This is a genomic window from Pedobacter cryoconitis (assembly GCF_001590605.1).
Lineage (GTDB): Bacteria > Bacteroidota > Bacteroidia > Sphingobacteriales > Sphingobacteriaceae > Pedobacter > Pedobacter cryoconitis_A.
The window spans coordinates 124,843-141,787 of the sequence record NZ_CP014504.1 but is presented as its reverse complement, the minus strand read 5'-3'; the positions used below and the strand labels follow the sequence as shown (position 1 = coordinate 141,787).

Annotated in this window: 17 protein-coding genes; 11 read left to right on the top strand and 6 right to left on the bottom strand. The window is 39.3% G+C overall.

Translation table 11 applies throughout. The annotated features are described in order from the left end of the window. Positions 1-6 precede the first annotated feature (6 nt). From AY601_RS00665 to AY601_RS00650, 4 genes are all read right to left on the bottom strand, one after another. Positions 7-681: a hypothetical protein gene (locus tag AY601_RS00665; RefSeq protein ID WP_068395201.1), complete on the bottom strand. Its 675-nt coding sequence runs from the start codon at positions 679-681 to the stop codon at positions 7-9. Beyond that, entirely contained in the window at positions 674-1,936 is a 1,263-nt protein-coding gene (locus tag AY601_RS00660; protein ID WP_068395200.1) for a dihydroorotase, read from the bottom strand. The genes AY601_RS00665 and AY601_RS00660 overlap by 8 nt, the downstream gene beginning before the upstream one ends. Positions 1,937-1,942: 6 nt before the next feature. Continuing rightward, a complete protein-coding gene (locus AY601_RS00655) occupies positions 1,943-3,970 on the bottom strand; it encodes a BatA domain-containing protein (protein WP_068395198.1) in 2,028 nt (675 codons plus the stop codon). Positions 3,971-4,176: 206 nt separating this feature from the next. Next, entirely contained in the window at positions 4,177-5,754 is a 1,578-nt protein-coding gene (locus tag AY601_RS00650) for a L,D-transpeptidase family protein (RefSeq protein ID WP_068395196.1), read from the bottom strand. Positions 5,755-6,032: 278 nt separating this feature from the next. On the opposite strand from AY601_RS00650, the gene hisG reads away from it, so the two are divergent. The 9 genes from hisG (at position 6,033) to AY601_RS00605 (ending at position 14,011) form a co-directional block, all read left to right on the top strand. After that, positions 6,033-6,884, top strand: coding sequence for an ATP phosphoribosyltransferase (gene hisG, locus AY601_RS00645; RefSeq protein WP_068406973.1), 852 nt, complete (start codon positions 6,033-6,035; stop codon positions 6,882-6,884). Between the two features lie 65 nt (positions 6,885-6,949). Next, entirely contained in the window at positions 6,950-8,248 is a 1,299-nt protein-coding gene (hisD, locus tag AY601_RS00640) for a histidinol dehydrogenase (RefSeq protein WP_068395194.1), read from the top strand. Beyond that, the gene (hisC, locus tag AY601_RS00635) at positions 8,238-9,284 is read left to right on the top strand and encodes a histidinol-phosphate transaminase (protein ID WP_068395192.1); all 1,047 of its coding nucleotides are present in this window, start codon (positions 8,238-8,240) and stop codon (positions 9,282-9,284) included. The genes hisD and hisC overlap by 11 nt, the downstream gene beginning before the upstream one ends. Positions 9,285-9,286: 2 nt before the next feature. After that, on the top strand, positions 9,287-10,420 hold the full coding sequence (hisB, locus tag AY601_RS00630; protein ID WP_068395190.1) for a bifunctional histidinol-phosphatase/imidazoleglycerol-phosphate dehydratase HisB: 1,134 nt from the start codon (positions 9,287-9,289) through the stop codon (positions 10,418-10,420). A 1-nt stretch (position 10,421) separates the two neighbouring features. Further along, entirely contained in the window at positions 10,422-11,015 is a 594-nt protein-coding gene (gene hisH / locus AY601_RS00625; protein WP_068395188.1) for an imidazole glycerol phosphate synthase subunit HisH, read from the top strand. A gap of 1 nt (position 11,016) precedes the next feature. Beyond that, positions 11,017-11,766: a 1-(5-phosphoribosyl)-5-[(5-phosphoribosylamino)methylideneamino]imidazole-4-carboxamide isomerase gene (gene hisA / locus AY601_RS00620; RefSeq protein WP_068395186.1), complete on the top strand. Its 750-nt coding sequence runs from the start codon at positions 11,017-11,019 to the stop codon at positions 11,764-11,766. A 3-nt stretch (positions 11,767-11,769) separates the two neighbouring features. Further along, positions 11,770-12,525 (top strand): imidazole glycerol phosphate synthase subunit HisF, encoded by a 756-nt coding sequence (gene hisF, locus AY601_RS00615; RefSeq protein WP_068395184.1) that lies wholly within the window; start codon positions 11,770-11,772, stop codon positions 12,523-12,525. Further along, on the top strand, positions 12,522-13,109 hold the full coding sequence (hisIE, locus tag AY601_RS00610; protein WP_068395182.1) for a bifunctional phosphoribosyl-AMP cyclohydrolase/phosphoribosyl-ATP diphosphatase HisIE: 588 nt from the start codon (positions 12,522-12,524) through the stop codon (positions 13,107-13,109). The genes hisF and hisIE overlap by 4 nt, the downstream gene beginning before the upstream one ends. Before the next feature lie 2 nt (positions 13,110-13,111). Beyond that, positions 13,112-14,011 (top strand): WD40 repeat domain-containing protein, encoded by a 900-nt coding sequence (locus tag AY601_RS00605; protein WP_068395180.1) that lies wholly within the window; start codon positions 13,112-13,114, stop codon positions 14,009-14,011. On the opposite strand, the gene AY601_RS00600 is transcribed toward AY601_RS00605, so the two are convergent. Beyond that, positions 13,986-14,786, bottom strand: a complete 801-nt coding sequence (locus tag AY601_RS00600) for a C40 family peptidase (RefSeq protein WP_068395178.1) — start codon at positions 14,784-14,786, stop codon at positions 13,986-13,988. The genes AY601_RS00605 and AY601_RS00600 overlap by 26 nt on opposite strands. Positions 14,787-14,917: 131 nt before the next feature. Between AY601_RS00600 and AY601_RS00595 the strand changes: the two genes are divergently transcribed. Next, a complete protein-coding gene (locus AY601_RS00595) occupies positions 14,918-15,367 on the top strand; it encodes a universal stress protein (protein WP_068395177.1) in 450 nt (149 codons plus the stop codon). Positions 15,368-15,442: 75 nt separating this feature from the next. On the opposite strand, the gene AY601_RS00590 is transcribed toward AY601_RS00595, so the two are convergent. Continuing rightward, positions 15,443-15,793, bottom strand: a complete 351-nt coding sequence (locus tag AY601_RS00590) for a 4Fe-4S dicluster domain-containing protein (RefSeq protein ID WP_068395176.1) — start codon at positions 15,791-15,793, stop codon at positions 15,443-15,445. Between the two features lie 77 nt (positions 15,794-15,870). On the opposite strand from AY601_RS00590, the gene AY601_RS00585 reads away from it, so the two are divergent. Further along, positions 15,871-16,890: an acyl-CoA reductase gene (locus AY601_RS00585; protein ID WP_068395174.1), complete on the top strand. Its 1,020-nt coding sequence runs from the start codon at positions 15,871-15,873 to the stop codon at positions 16,888-16,890. Positions 16,891-16,945 lie beyond the last annotated feature (55 nt).

Sequence of the window (16,945 nt, the reverse complement as noted above, 5' to 3'; positions counted from 1 at the left end):
AACAGCTTAGTTTTTTTCGTTAAAAACAGCAATTAAAGTATATACAGCAGTATCAAATTCTTTATTTGCACTAAATTGCTCTAAATCTTTAAATGCCTGCTCATTTGCTTTTGGCTGATTGAAGAAACTCATGAAAGGAACAAATAGTTCTTCCATTTCTTCTCCAAGCTCAATCATTCCTTTGTGACTGATGATATCCTCAATACTGCTTTCTGCCAATTGCTGGTTGCTGATCAAATCTTCATAGATATGGAATTCATCCTGAAACTCATCTTCCTCTACCAATAAGAATTCTCTTAAGAAATCTCCCAGTTCAGGTTTGATCTGCTCATCATGACACTCATTGATATACAACAATAAGTTTAACAACTCAGTTCCACGGTCAATGGTATCTTCTTCGATATCTGCCCACTCATCGGTGTCCAGGTAATCTTCTTCCAGCTTTTTGATATCGCTTGCAAAGAAGTTGATCATTAATAAATCAAAATAAACCTCTCTCAGCTCATCAAAAGCAGGGTATTCATCAAATACGCCATCAAATTCTTCTACCTTCTCTAAAAAGCCCAGGTCCTTATTGAAAACATCCAGTAGATCCTGTTGTAATGTTAATGAATCATTACCTGAAAGTGCTGCAAATTTATCTAATGAGGCTACAAGAGCACTCTGTACTTTACTATCCATATACTTGAAATTGATTGTTGTTATAAACGAGTTGAACTTTTCCGGTCATCGTCCGATCCAATAAAGGCGTATTTGTGGACTTGGAAAAGTTAGTAGTGCTATTGTATTCCCATTTTTCTGCCGGGTTGAAGACTACGAAATTCGCATTTTCACCAACCGCGATTACAGGAACGGGAAGTTTAAGTAATTTACGTGGGTTAATAGAAAGCTTCTTTACAATTTGGGCAGCATCCAGACCAGCGCTCACCAATAAAGGCAATACTGTCTGTAAGGCTATGATTCCATAAGCTGCAATTTCAAATTCCACATCTTTAAACTCTGGCTCATGCGGGCGGTGCTGAGAAGAAACGGCGTCAATAGTCCCATCTTTCAGACCGGCCATTAAGGCTTTAATATCTGCTCTGCCACGCAATGGCGGTTTAATTTTATAATTGCTATCGAAATCGTTCAGAAGTTCCTCTGTGAAGACTAAATGATGTGCAGCAACATCACAGGAGATCTGTAAACCATCTTTCTTTGCTTTTTTAATCAGTGCAACAGAACCTGCAGTAGAAATACTGGTGATATGTACTGGTGCCTGGTGGTAAGCAGCCAGGAAAATATCTCTTGAAATGTGCATTTCTTCTGCAAGTGCAGGCATACCTTTCATTCCAAGCAATACACTGGTTTTGCTTTCATTCACCTGCGATTTACCAGCGATCGCTTTATTTTCAGGATATACGATCAGTAAACCATCAATCCCTTTACAGTATTGCAGCGCACGGCTCATAAACCCATCATCTGTGATTGGCTTATTTCCATCCGTAAAAGCTATTGCACCTGCATTCTTCATATCAAAAAGCTCAGCCAGCTCTTTTCCTTCCAAATCATGGCTGATTGCGCCCAGCGGATAAACATCGACCAGGTTGTTTTTAGCTTTATTGATAATATATTCTACTTCTCCTTTCGAGTGCACCACAGGTTTGGTGTGCGGTAAAACTGCAAGACCAGTAAATCCACCAGCCTGTGCCGCAGCGGTTGCTGTTTTGATATCTTCTTTAGTTTCAAAACCAGGATCTCCAATAGAACAGTTCAGGTCAAAAAATCCTGGCGCCAGATAAGCACCCTGACCATTGATCACCTGCTCATTTTCCAATGGCTTTAAAGTACGCTCTATCTCTGCGATTTTTCCCTGTACCACACGAACATCACAGATTTTCTGATTGTGCTTGCTATTCGGATCGGTAACGGTTACGCCTGTGAGGAGAAGGTTCATGTCTTTTTATATTTTTAATTTGTTAAAAAATCGAATCAATAGGGCTTCAACGGCTAAAAAAACAGCACACAAAACTAGGCAAAGTTTCCATAACTCTGTGTGGTTATTTTCCACAGCTTTAAATGATAAATCATCCCCTGGTTTCGTTAAGTTTACTTTTTCAGCCCCAAAAATTGCCCGAAGCGCTTTATCATCAGCATAATGCAGATCTGATTCTGCGCGGCTTTGGTTGAATGCGTAAGTGCTGAGCAAGGCATCAGCTTTATACAATTCGTATACTCCGGGTGTTTTAATCTGGTCGGCAACATACAATAAAGTCTGCCCGGGCACCTGCCTGATTTCCGGGATAACTTCCTGTTTTCCAGAAATTAAACGCAGTGACTGATTAGGGTTAAGGGTAATGGGTGCCGAGCTCAGGTAATTACTTTTCCCAACCGTATAATATAAAGGCTGCTCCTGGACACTGGTTAAAGCAATTTTGTAAAATAAAGGAACAAATACCGGATGCTGGGGCAAATTACTGTCCTTGATATTCAAAGAGGTAGCGCATAAATATAGTTGTCCTGACCCTGAACGGTATTTACTGATAAATGGCTGATTTAGTGGCAGCCCCATCAAATCTTCTCTGCCATTGCTGTTATTCCCTGTATAAATAAAATGCTGGTTTACTTTGGGCAGGTCTAATTTGGCAGGTATCTCTTCAAACACATCATTAAATATCTTGTTTTTGAGTGCAATTGTATTGACCGTAACCGTATCCTTACTTAAAGAAACGGTCTGCGGAACCGCTAAGGCTTCTAAAAATGAAGAATAAACAGCAGCTCCGGCTTCCAGATCAGGAAAAACAACAACTGTTCCCCCATTTTTCATATAAGTTTTAAGTTCCTGGGCCAGGCCACTTGAAGGTGCTTTTAAGCCAGCAAGTACAATCAGGTTATATTGATGAAAACCAGCATAAACTATCGCTGATTCTGGCATAGTATTCAGCTTAAAATAAGGGTCTGCTCCAAAAAGTGCATTTACATATTTTCCGGAATGCGCCCCGCTTAGTTGTAAGACTTTCAATTCAGTGCTGACTTTGAAGGTGAAAGCCAGGTTATCATCAAAAGTGACAGGAAAATCTTTAATGCTGATCACCCCTTTTTGCCATCCGGCAGATAAACCGCTAAAGCTTAAAGTATCGCGTATTGCTTTTCCTGCGGGAATATTTAAAGTAGCTAATGCTTTTTGCTGATTGTTAACCGTCAGTTTCAAGGGAATTCCAGTACTGGCATCAGCCGAATAATTGCGTAGCTGTACTACAAATTTCTCCCGGTCACCTGGTTTATGTGCCGGAGATAAAGACCAGATGCTATCTACCGCAACATTAGGGATGGTATTTGCATTTAACCTGACCAGGTTAAGCGAATTATTTTTTTCAGTGTTCAGCGCTGATTTCCCAACAAACTGTTGCTGAAAATCAGAAATCACATAGTTGTACTGATTTCTTTTTCCTGCATCGGCTGAGTTTTGCCTATTAATGACCTGCTGTAAGCTGCGTTCTACGGGAGAAACTTTGACTTCATCAATCAGGTTAGATAATTCCTCTGCATTAACCAGGCGCTGATGTCTGCCTTCAAAATCATTAGTTGTTAATTGGAACTTATCATTCAGCTGGAATTGTTTAGCCAGTGTCTTTGCTTTACGTTTTGCTTCATCTAATAAAGAACCCTCTTTATTAACGGCTTCCATGCTATAAGAATTATCAATATAGACATTCACGAGATTTCCATTTTCCGGAGAGCCTGCTGTTCCTGATGACCAGTATGGCCGTGCAAAGGCCAGCACCAGAAAAATGATGGCAAGTATCCGGCAAGCCAGAATTAATAAATTACGGAGTTTTTCGCGGGAAGAATGTTGTACTGTAACAGCCTTTAAGAAAGACACATTGCTAAAATATACCTTCTTAAATTTCCGGAAATTGAATAAATGAATAAGGATAGGTATAGCTACCGCCAGCAGTGAAAAAAGAAAACCTGGGTAGAGGAAATTCATTAAAAACCAAAGGTATAAATTTAATTACAATCATTTGGTAAAAAACAGAAATTTCAAAAGAATAGAATTTAATACCGCACAAAACAAAACTCCTTTTTCGTAAAGTAGAAGCCATAGAACACTAAGTATTGACTAGGGTATGAGTCCACTATACAGTGATAAGGCCCGCTATAAAAGCAGGCCTTTAATCATTCACCAATAAATTTTTACAAGTATTTTTTCATTGCAGCATACAATGCATCATCCAGGCCATAAACATCATTCCGATATTCTATTTTCCCGTTTTCGGCCCAGGCAGTTTTATAATTGATAAATACAGAGATATTCTTTCTGGTCCCAAACCATTTCGGCTTCAATTGAAATACATTTAAGGTATCCGCTTTTTTCGCCAGTTTTTTTCTGTAAATGCCCATTTTCGTAGTATCTACAGGTGGCAGGTTCACTTCCATCCTTAATTGATCATACTCAGCACCGTTATTCACCATTTTCTGTGCAAACTCCAAAGGTCTCTCTACGCGTACGCAACCATGGCTAATGGCGCGGCTGGCTGAATTAAATGCCGATTTATTATTGGTGTCATGCAAGTAGATACTCGCGCCGTTATCAAACATAAATTTGAACTTGCCTAATGCATTTCCTGAACCGGAACCTTGTTTAAATTGGAAAGGCAGATTTTCTCTGGAATATTTCTCCCATTGAATCGTATCTGTATCGTTAACGAGTTTCCCTTTATAATAAACCTTCATGTTATTATTTGATAAATAATAAGGGTCTCTTCTGGCCTGGTTATAAATTTCATTCTTGGCGATGCTAACCGGGATATTCCATACCGGATTTACCTCAATTGCACTAAATTTACTCAACAGGATTGGGGTCTGGTGATTTTTAGGTTTATCATCCAGCGAATGGGTCTTTGAATAGATTTTCTGCTTTTCTTCAAAAGCTTTTTCCCTTCTTGCACCCACACAGACCTTCATATGTATTACTGTATCCTGCTCTTTAAACCAGGTTAGTGAAAAATCTGGAATATTAACTTCCACATATTCAGAGTTTAAGCCTGGTATTTTCCATCTGGATCTTTCCATGTTCACTTCAATAGCTTTAATGGCTACCGCATTGCGGGATGGATCTTTCTCAAGGTTAGCCAGTGCTGCTTGTAATACTTTATAGTTTTCACCAGCAGGCTGAATATCTTTTAATAACTTAACCAGACTTTTCGTCTCCAGAACTTTGTTCATTGCTGCGCTATCTGGCCGGCTGGTAGTCACATAGTATCTGTTTAATACTTTTTTCGGATTAACACTTCCATAACCAATAAAAGTATCATACTTCAGCAAAGAGGAAGCGGCATAAAGTTCCAGATCAGCTAGTATTGGATATACTTCATTGATATTTTTAAATTTATTAGCGGTTAATGCAGCTAAAGCCCGGTCCAGGTCTTTATGTCTGAATATTTCGGGATTAAATCCATGTACTTTACTATTTTCGAGATAACTTTTAAGGGTATCTAATTCCCCATTACCATAAAAACGGGTAACCAGCAAATTTTTACGCTCATCATCCGCATAAAAATTACCAATTACTTTAGGATTACTTAATTTAGATTGTAAAGAATCAAGGTGACGGTTAAAAACTACATGATAAGCCGCAGTATCAAAATCTTTATAAAGTTTATTCTTGAAATGTTCTGATAAGATAACACCGATCTCTGGTGTGGTTTTAAACCAGTTGCAAGACGATAAAAAGAGGCAAAGGGGTAAAATAAGGGCTAGTGCTTTTTTCAAAATGAGCGTTCTTTAATTAAATTCAGCTTTGTTGTGATGCTGTATACCCAACTTGATCAAATAAAATGCCATATATTTTTGATTTGTCAATTCTATCTATATATTTGTGCTACTCAGTGTGCAATGCATTATTGAATAGAGACATATATTATGAACAATATTTTGAACCATCACTTACATTTGTACCATCGCCAGTTATGGCGATAGATATGTAATGTTTTGTACTTCAAAACTTGTTTCCGAATTATTTTCCTGTTTCATTCAATAATTTCAATCAATTGAAAACACTTAAAATTGCTATCCAGAAATCTGGAAGGCTAAACGAAAAATCCGTAGAGATTCTTAAAAATTGTGGTTTATCATTCGAAAACTACAAAAGCTCCCTCATATCAACTGTGACCAATTTCCCTTTAGAAATTTTATTTCTGAGAGATGATGACATTCCAGAATATGTTCAGGATGGCATTGCCGACCTGGGTATTGTTGGTGAAAATGTAATCACAGAGGTGAACGCTGATGTGACCTATCTTCAAAAATTAGGCTTCGGAAAATGTACACTAAAAATTGCTGTTCCAAACGAAAGTGAGATCACTGATGTAAGCGGACTCGAAGGCAAGGCGATCGCTACTTCTTACCCGGTAATCCTTCAGAAATATCTGGATGACAACAATGTAAATGCAGTTGTCCGTACCATTTCAGGATCGGTAGAAATTGGCCCTGGTCTTGGATTAAGTGATGCTATCTGCGACATCGTCTCTACAGGTGGAACTTTAAAAAGCAACGGACTGAAACCTTTCGGTGAAGTGATGAAATCTGAAGCTGTACTGATTGCCAGTAAAGGCATGGAACTGAATGAAGATGTAATTGAATTACTGCAAAGAATCCGTTCGGTATTACTTGCCAAGGAAACAAAATATGTGGTACTGAATGTTGCAAAATCAAATCTTGAAAAAGTGGTGAGCTTATTGCCGGGAGTTAAAAGTCCGACGATCGTACCTCTTTTCGAAGAAGATTGGGTAGCAGTGCATTCGGTGATTGCAGAACAGGATTTCTGGGAAAAGATCAACAGTCTGAAAGCTGCTGGTGCTGAAGGAATTGTGGTGATGCCAATCGAAAAGATCATCTCCTAAGCCACGCTTTTAATCCATAATATCTTTTTAACGTTAACTATTGGTTAACATAAAAACGTAAAACATTGAAACTCTATAAGTATACTGATTTATCTGAACAGAATATTGAAGAACTCTGTTTGAGACAACTAGCTGATGATGCGCGTATTGCAGAAAGTGTAAAAGAGATCATTGCACAGGTCAAAGCAGAAGGAGATCAAGCACTAAGAAGCTACGCTTTACAGTTTGACAAGGTAAACCTGGAGCAGCTTTTCATCGAAAAGGAAGAAATTGGAAAGATTGCCTCTACTATTCCTGCTGATGCAAAATCTGCCATCGACACCGCTTATGCAAACATCAAAAAGTTCCATGCAGCGCAGCTTTATCCAGAAGCAAAAGTGGAAACTATGCCGGGAGTCTCCTGCTGGCGCGAGTCCAGAGCAATAGAACGTGTGGGCTTGTATATTCCAGGTGGGACAGCGGTTTTACCCAGTACTTTTTTAATGCTTGCTACACCAGCAACTTTAGCAGGCTGTCAGGAAATTGTGGTTTGTTCCCCTCCGCAAAAGGATGGAAAAACCAATTGTTACCTGGCTTACTGTGCACAGCTTTTAGGTATCGAAAAAATCTATCTGGCGGGTGGTGCACAAGCGATCGCCGCAATGGCTTTCGGTACAGCTACCGTGCCTAAAGTTTACAAGATTTTTGGTCCTGGAAATCGTTATGTGACCCAGGCAAAACAGCAGGTATTGGCTTCAGGGATCACCGCGATTGACATGCCGGCTGGTCCTTCGGAAGTATTGGTTTTTGCTGATGAAACTGCTAATCCGGCTTTCGTCGCTTCCGATCTTTTAGCACAGGCAGAACATGGAACAGATAGCCAGGCCATCCTGGTCTCCACCTCTGAAACACTGATCACTGAGGCATTAAGTCAAATTGAAATACAGCTCAATGACTTACCAAGAAAGGATATCGCTGCTCAGGCAATTGAAAATTCTTATGCTGTACTGGTAGCGGATAAAACACAAGCCATGGCTTTCAGTAATGCTTATGCACCAGAACATTTGATTCTGGCTACAGATACCTTTCAGGAACTGATTCCGAAAATCATCAATGCAGGCTCTGTATTTTTGGGTAACCTGACGCCTGAAAGTGCCGGGGATTACGCTTCAGGTACAAATCACACCTTACCAACCAGTGGTTTCGCAAAAGCTTATTCAGGTGTTTCAATCGATTCTTTTATCAAAAAAATCACATTTCAGCAGATTAGTCCGGAAGGCTTAAAGGCTATTGGTCCGACTGTAGAAATACTTGCAGCCGCAGAAGGGCTTCAAGCGCACAAAAATGCAATCACCATTCGTTTAAAATCATCAGATGGATATTAAAAACCTACAACGCGAAAACATCAAAACCCTTCGCCCCTATTCTACAGCAAGAGACGAGTACAAAGGTCAGGCGAGTGTGTTTTTAGATGCCAATGAAAATAGTTACGGCTCACCCTTGCCAGAAAACTTTAACCGTTATCCTGATCCTTTACAACTGGACCTGAAGGATGCACTAAGTAAAATAAAAGGTGTCCCAATTGAAAATACATTCCTGGGAAATGGTAGCGATGAGGCTATAGATCTTTTATTCCGTGCTTTTTGTAACCCGGGAAAAGACAATGTAATCATCCTTCCGCCTACTTACGGAATGTATGAGGTTTCTGCAAATATCAATGATGTAGAAATCCGTAAAGTGAATTTATTACCGAATTTCCAATTAGATCTGGAAGGAATAGCAGAGGCAATTGATGCCAATACAAAACTGATTTTTATCTGCTCTCCTAATAATCCTACTGGAAATTCTATGGTCCGTACTGATATCGAAACTATACTGGCCAATTTTAAGGGGTTGGTGGTAATTGATGAGGCTTATATCAATTTTGCAAAACAACGTACTTTTATCCAGGAATTAACTGAATACCCACACTTGGTAGTTTTACAGACTTTTTCGAAAGCATGGGGACTTGCAGGATTACGTTTGGGTATGGCTTTTGCGTCCAGCATGATCATTGATATCCTGAATAAAGTTAAAGCCCCTTATAATATCAGTCAATCTACGCAAGATCTGGCTTTAGCTGCGCTGCAGAATATTGGACAGGTGAATGATTGGATTAAAACTACAGTAGCAGAAAGGGAACATTTAGCCGGATTACTGCTGGATTTACCGATGGTACACAAGGTTTATCCTTCTGATGCAAACTTTATCCTGGTCGAAGTAGCAGATGCCAATGGTACTTATGATGCTTTGGTAGACCGTGGAATTATTGTGCGTAACCGCGCAAAAGTAACCCTTTGTGAGGGCTGTTTAAGAATTACTGTAGGTACGCCTGCAGAAAATGAAATACTAATATCCGCTTTAAAATCGTTAACCAACTAACCATGAAGAAGATACTTTTCATAGACCGTGATGGCACACTGATCACTGAACCAGAAGATGAACAAATAGATTCATTTTTAAAGCTTAAATTTTATCCGAAATCGTTGCACTATATGGCTAAAATAGCTGCAGAACTGGACTTCGACTTAGTGATGGTAACCAATCAGGATGGCTTAGGAACTGATTCTCATCCTGAACTTAACTTCTGGCCTGTACATAACTTCATTCTGGATACTTTTGAAGGAGAAGGTGTAGTTTTTTCTGAGATTATCATTGATAAAACTTTTGCACATGACAATGCACCTACCCGTAAGCCAAATACAGGTTTGCTACAGCATTTTTTAACTGGTGAATATGATCTGGCTGGTTCTTTTGTGATTGGCGACCGGATTAATGATGTCGTACTGGCTAAAAACCTGGGCGCAAAAGCCATCTGGTTAAGAAATAATGATATGTTAGGATCGGCAGAGATGTTGGATAAAGCCGAGACATTAACTGAGGTAATTGCCTTGCAAACACAGAACTGGGTGGATATTTATACTTTCCTGAGTGCAGGCAGCAGACAATTTCACCATATCAGAAAGACTAATGAGACGGATATAGAGATAGAAATTAACCTGGACGGAACTGGAAAAGCGAAAATAGAAACCGGGTTAAATTTCTTTAACCATATGCTCGATCAAATTGCACGTCATGGAGGAATAGATTTAAATATCAGCGCTAAAGGTGATTTACATATTGATGAGCACCATACTGTTGAAGATACCGGAATTGCATTGGGTGAGGCTTTTGCCAAAGCTATAGGCAATAAACTGGGCTTGGAACGCTATGGTTTCTGTTTACCGATGGATGATTGCCTGGCGCAGGTGGCTATCGATTTCGGGGGCAGGAACTGGATTGTGTGGGATGCAGAATTTAAAAGAGAAAAAGTAGGTGATGTACCCACCGAAATGTTTTACCACTTCTTCAAGTCTTTTAGTGATGCAGCGAAATGTAACCTCAATATAAAAGCTGAAGGCGATAATGAACACCATAAAATTGAAGCGATCTTTAAGGCTTTTGCAAAAGCGATTAAAATGGCCATCAAAAGAGATGCGGAAAAATTAGTTTTACCGAGTACAAAAGGAATGTTATAAAATGATAGGGATCGTTAATTACGGGGCAGGGAATATCTTCTCTCTGACTTCTGCGTTATCCAGACTGGGGCTCAGTTATGGAATGATTAATACGGAACATGATTTTGAGCAGTATTCCCATATCATTATCCCCGGTGTAGGACATGCGGGGGCTGCGATGGAAAAACTGAACCAAACTGGCCTGGTAGACTCCATCAGACAACTCAAAAAGCCTGTTTTAGGCATTTGTGTGGGTATGCAATTACTTACTGAACATTCGCAGGAAGGTGATGCACAACTGATGAATATTATACCGCTGGAAACGAAACTATTTGATAAAGATCTGGGTATTAAAATCCCTCATATGGGATGGAATAATATAGAGATTAAAAACAATTTACTATTCGAAGGTGTTGAAAATCAGACACAATTTTACTTTGTGCATTCGTACTTTATTGAATATAACGCTATTTTTGAAATAGCAACAGCGACTTATGGTCTGCAATATGCTGCAGCTATACAAAAAGACAATTTTTACGGGGTGCAATTTCACCCTGAAAAATCGGGCGCTGCAGGCGAACAATTATTATTGAACTTTTCTAACTTAAAACAATAAGATGTACATTATCCCCGCTATAGATATTTTAGATGGTAAAGTTGTCCGCCTCAGAGAAGGTGACTATAACCAAAAGACAGTATACGATGTATCCATTGCCGAAATGATTGAGACTTATAAGTCTAACGGTACTGAATTTATACATATTATTGACTTAAATGGTGCTAAAGGAGATTTTAGTAATCAAATTGAGCTTTTTGATATTATTAAAAAAACAGAAATGCGCGTACAGTACGGCGGTGGTATCCGTACCATTGAACAGGTGACTAATTTGCTTGATGCAGGTATCCACCGGGTTATTGTAGGTACACAAGCGATTACTAATCCTGATTTTCTGGCTGATTTAAGCAAAGAAGTAGGTAAGAAATATGATTATGCAAACCGCATTGTCATTGCGATTGATGTACTGGATGAAGTGATCAAATATTCAGGATGGATGGAAAGCTCACCTATCAAATTAATGGATTACGTTGATAAATGTTTGCAATTAGGTTTTTTCAGGTTCCTTTGTACTGATATTAACAAGGATGGTAAGCTGGGGGGTGCTGCTGTAGATTTATATAAAAAATTACTGGAACATTCTCCGTTTATCAAATTGATCGCATCGGGCGGAATCAGTTCAATGGAAGATATTGAAGAACTGGCAAAGCTTGAAATCAGATCTTGCGTAGTTGGAAAGGCTATTTACGAAAACCGCATCTCTATCGAAGAGATTAAGGAATGGAATCTTAAAGCCCTGACTTCTTTATAACCGATGTTAAGCAAACGTATCATTCCATGTCTGGATGTCAAAGATGGCCGGACCGTAAAAGGCGTTAATTTTGTGGACCTGAAGGATGCTGGAGATCCGGTGGAACTGGCTTGGCAATATGCCCAGCAAGGCGCAGATGAATTGGTATTCCTGGATATTACCGCTACCCATGAGCGTCGTAAAACGATGATCGAAATGGTGAAGTCGGTGGCCAGACAGCTCAACATTCCTTTTACTATTGGTGGAGGAATTACAGAGATTGCCGATGCAGAAGCTTTATTGAATGCCGGTGCTGATAAGATTAGTATCAATTCTGCAGCGGTTAAAAACCCGCAGCTTATTGCAGATCTGGCTAAAGTATTTGGCGTGCAATTCGTAGTAGTTGCGGTAGATACTAAATTAGTAGCAGGCAGAAATATGGTGCATTTGAATGGAGGCCGTTTAATTACAGAAATCGAGACAGCACACTGGATTAAACAGGCTGAAGATTTGGGCGCTGGAGAAATATTATTGACTTCAATGGATCATGACGGTACTAAACAGGGTTTCGATTGCAAACTGCTGGATAGTATTAGTAAAATGATCAATATTCCGGTAATTGCTTCTGGTGGGGCCGGGAAAGTTGAACACTTCACAGAAGTTTTTACCACAACAGGTGTGGATGCGGCACTAGCTGCTTCGGTTTTTCATTTCGGTGAAATCCCTATCCCCCACTTGAAAAACGAATTAAAAAAATACAACATACCAGTAAGGTTATGACTATAGATTTTGAGAAAACCGATGGATTGGTTCCTGTAATCATTCAGGATATACAAACATTGGAAGTGTTAATGTTGGGTTATATGAACCAGGAAGCCTGGTCAAAAACCCAACAGGAAGGGAAAGTAACATTTTATTCCCGCTCTAAAAGCCGTTTATGGACTAAAGGAGAAGAAAGTGGCAACTTTTTATATGTAAAAGAGACACATATTGATTGTGATCAGGATACGATCCTGATCAAAGTTACCCCGGTGGGCCCAACCTGTCATACAGGAAGCAGAAGTTGTTTTAAAACTAACTTCAACCAGAATTTCATCTTTGAACTGGAGAAAATCATCCACGACAGATATGATCATCCTACGGAAGAATCTTATGTCAACAAATTGCGTAAAAAAGGATTAAACAAGATTGCGCAGAAAGTTGGAGAAGAAGGTGTGGAAACTGTTATCGCAGCATTGAACGAAACAGATGTTGACTTTGTGAACGAGAGTTCTGATCTAATCTTCCACTTATTAGTTTTGTTAAGAGAGAAAGGTAAAACACTGGCCGATATCGGGGTAAACCTGGAAGGCAGGCACCGTTAATTATGCTGAAACATTTAAGATCGCTTAGCGGCCATCAAAACCCCATTTATGCATTAACCAATTCCAGTAAAGCCGGTATTTTTTTTACAGGTGGAAATGATAAAGGTGTAGTAGAATGGTCATTGGAAAAAATGTCCTTTTTGAAGGTTTTAATGCCGGTAAAAACATCTGTTTATAGTCTTCATCAGTATAATGACCTGCTTTTTGTGGGTCAGAGAAGTGGTGAGGTGAGTATATTCGACCTGAGCAAGCAAATAGTTAAGACAACTTTTCAGGCCCATGAAAAACCTGTATTTGACTTGGTAACCATTCCGGAAAAACAGGAATTTTTAACTGCAAGTGAAGACGGTACAGTTGGGGTATGGTCATTGACCGACCTCTCCTTACTTTACCGGATCAGGGTTTCTGCGGATACAGTAAGAGCAATAGCTGTGAGTGCGGATGGTTTACAGGTTGCTTTTGGCTGTAAAGATGGTGTTACCCGCATTTATGAGCTGCATGATTACAGCTTGCTGCATATATTAAAGCAGCATACTTTACCTGTTACTTCTGTTCAGTATTCACCAGATGGGAAATACTTGATTTCGGGCGGAAGAGATGCACAGCTAAATTTCTGGTCATTGCCGGATTATCAGCTTCAGCATAGCATTCCAGCACACTTATTTAGTGTTTACGGAATTGCATTTCATCCTTCATTACCTTATTTCGCCACAGTGAGCCAGGATAAGAGCATCAAATTATGGGGTAGTGATGATTTGAAACTCTATAAAATCCTGAGTATTGAAAAAAACACCCATGGTCATACCCATTCTATCAATAAGCTCATCTGGAGCCTGGATGGTAAATATTTATTAACCACAGGCGATGATAAGCTGGTTATGGTGTGGGAGTGGGATTTATAAATCTTTTAATAATCCTGAGTTTGTGGCTATAACGTCCAAGTTCAGGATTATAAATCCCCTGATCATCAATAGCGTCAATTCTTACTTTTCCTGAAGCATGAATAATCTGATTTGCATTTAGCATAATGCCTACGTGTATGATTTTGCCGTCTGCATTGTCAAAAAAGGCAAGGTCTCCGGTTTGGGCTTCTGGTAAAAAGTTAACAACTTCTCCTTGTGCTGCCTGTTGAGAGGCATCTCTGTGAAGGGCAATGCCATATAGCGCAAAAACAGCCTGTACGTATCCAGAACAATCAATACCGAATAGTGTGCGCCCCCCCCATAAATAAGGTGCATTCAGATAAAACAAGGCCGAATCAACAAGTTTTAAGCCAGTAGTTTGTGCTGAAATATCATGAGGCTCAAATAAGACCTGGAATTCTTCTTTACCCAATTTGCAGTATCCATTGCTATAAGCTGGCAGATTACCCGATGCAGCTAAGTAATACGTACTTCCATCGGCTGCAATAACCTGATTACTGACTGCTGCCGGCACTAATGCAGTACGTTGCTTACAGGCTTCGTATTCGGTTTGAGTAAGTGTCCCGAGCTGTTTAAAATCTATCCAGCCTTCGTAACCGTCATAGGCATTACGGATCCGCCACCAGGGTTCAGCTTTTTCCAATACCTCCACCTGATCTCCAAATAATAATTGTGTCGTTATTTCGGCCTGATCAGCCGATGATGCCCTGATTGGTGCTACCGCTACCCTGCAAATTGCGAATATCTGTTCCATAATGAAATCTAGTACTCAAAAGTAAGGATAGTGATTTAGAAAACGACAGGATAAACATTTGATTGATTAATTTGTTATATAAGTATTACCTATATTAATGCCAGATATTACATTCTTTAACGCCAGAAATTATGAACTTCCAAAAGATATTAATTGCAGTAGATAACAGTACCTGCTCAGAAAAGGCAGCGAAAACAGGCTACGAACTGGCTAAGACCTTTAATGCAGAAGTTGCCTTAGTCAATATCATTGAGCCGATGCCGGCAACAATCAATCAGGACCTTACCCTGGCGCCGGTTTTCCTGGAAAGCTACGATAACAGTGAAGAAAACAGCCATCAGCTGCTTAAAGAAATAGAAGATACTTATGGTAACGGTATTAAAACTACGTATTTAAGCGTAGTAGATACTGCAGCTCATGGAATTATTAAGCAATCTGATGAATGGGGATCCGATCTGATTGTGATCGGAACTTACGGCAGAACGGGATTATATCACTTTTTAATGGGAAGTGTGGCTGAACATGTGGCCAGGAAATCTGCCTGCCCGGTATTGATTATTCCAAATAAAGCAGAAGTATAAATCTATATAACAGAAAAAGACAAAAGGGCGCATCTGCGCCCTTTTGTCTTTTTCTGTTATATTCAAATTAAAGAACTAGTTCTCCTGGTGTAACCAGGCTTTTTTCTTTAATAATTCTTCTTCTGTTTCACGGATATCTTCATCATCCACACAACAATCTACCGGGCACACTGCCGCACACTGAGGTTCATCATGAAACCCTTTACATTCTGTACATTTATCTGAAACGATATAATATACTTCATCAGAAACTGCTTCCTGAGCCGCACCAGCATCTACTTCCTGATCGCCAAAATCAATGATACCATTTAAGTTGGTTCCATCAGAAAACCTCCAGGCTGTACCTGCGTCATAAATTGCATTATTTGGGCATTCAGGCTCACATGCTCCGCAATTAATACATTCGTCTGTTATTTTAATAGCCATGTCTTCGTATAAATCTATTTGCTAAAGTTACCTTTGCACTGCAAATATAACATTTATACTTTAAAATTACTTCAAACATGTCAATCCTTACCGCTGAAAAGTTAATTATTGCATTCCATAAACTAAGTGATTTCTTAAATCACCCGGGTGATGAATTTAGTAATACAATCGATTCAGCACCTAATCATAATGCCTGGTTTACTGTGGCTGAAGTGCGGAGATCTTTAGCTTCTTTTCAGGAAATGCTTAATCTGCCTGCTTTGGAAAAATGGTTTGAACAAATCACAGTCAGCCAGCATCCAAAAAAAGTAGGCCTGATCCTGGCAGGAAATATTCCCCTGGTAGGTTTTCATGATATTTTGTCTGTCCTGGCTACAGGAAACATAGCCATTATCAAACTTTCTTCTGCTGACAGCCAGTTATTACCAGCTTTATTGAAACAGCTTATTGAGTTTGAACCATTATTAGCTGACAGAATCATTTATGCAGAAAGATTGAAAGATTTCGATGCGATCATTGCAACAGGAAGCAACAATACTTCCAGATACTTTGATTACTATTTTGGTAAAGTGCCCAATATCATCAGAAAAAACAGGAATAGTGTTGCAGTATTAGATGGTAAAGAAAGTATAACTGAGATCGGGCAGTTAGGTCATGATATCTTTGATTATTTTGGACTGGGTTGCAGAAATGTTTCTAAAATCTATGTTCCTGAAGGTTATGAGCTTAAAAACTTCTTTGAGCCGCTGGAGCAGTATCAGGATATTATCAATCATTTCAAGTACAATAATAACTACGATTATAATAAATCTATTTACCTGGTCAATACAGTTCAGCATTTTGACAATGGCTTTTTGTTATTGAAAGAAGATGAAGGGCTATCCTCTCCTCTTGCTGTTTTATATTTTGAACATTATAAAAACCTGGCTGAATTAAATGAGAAACTGAAAGGAATGCAGGATAATATCCAGTGTGTGGTCACTCATACGGCTTTAAAACTGGATGTGGATTCGGTAACTTTTGGCCAAAGTCAGCATCCTCAGTTATGGGATTATGCGGATAACGTGAATACAATTAACTTCCTGAATAAGTTATAAGTTTCCGCTACAAATTTAAACGGGCGCTCATTTTATCATTTTGAAACACTATTTT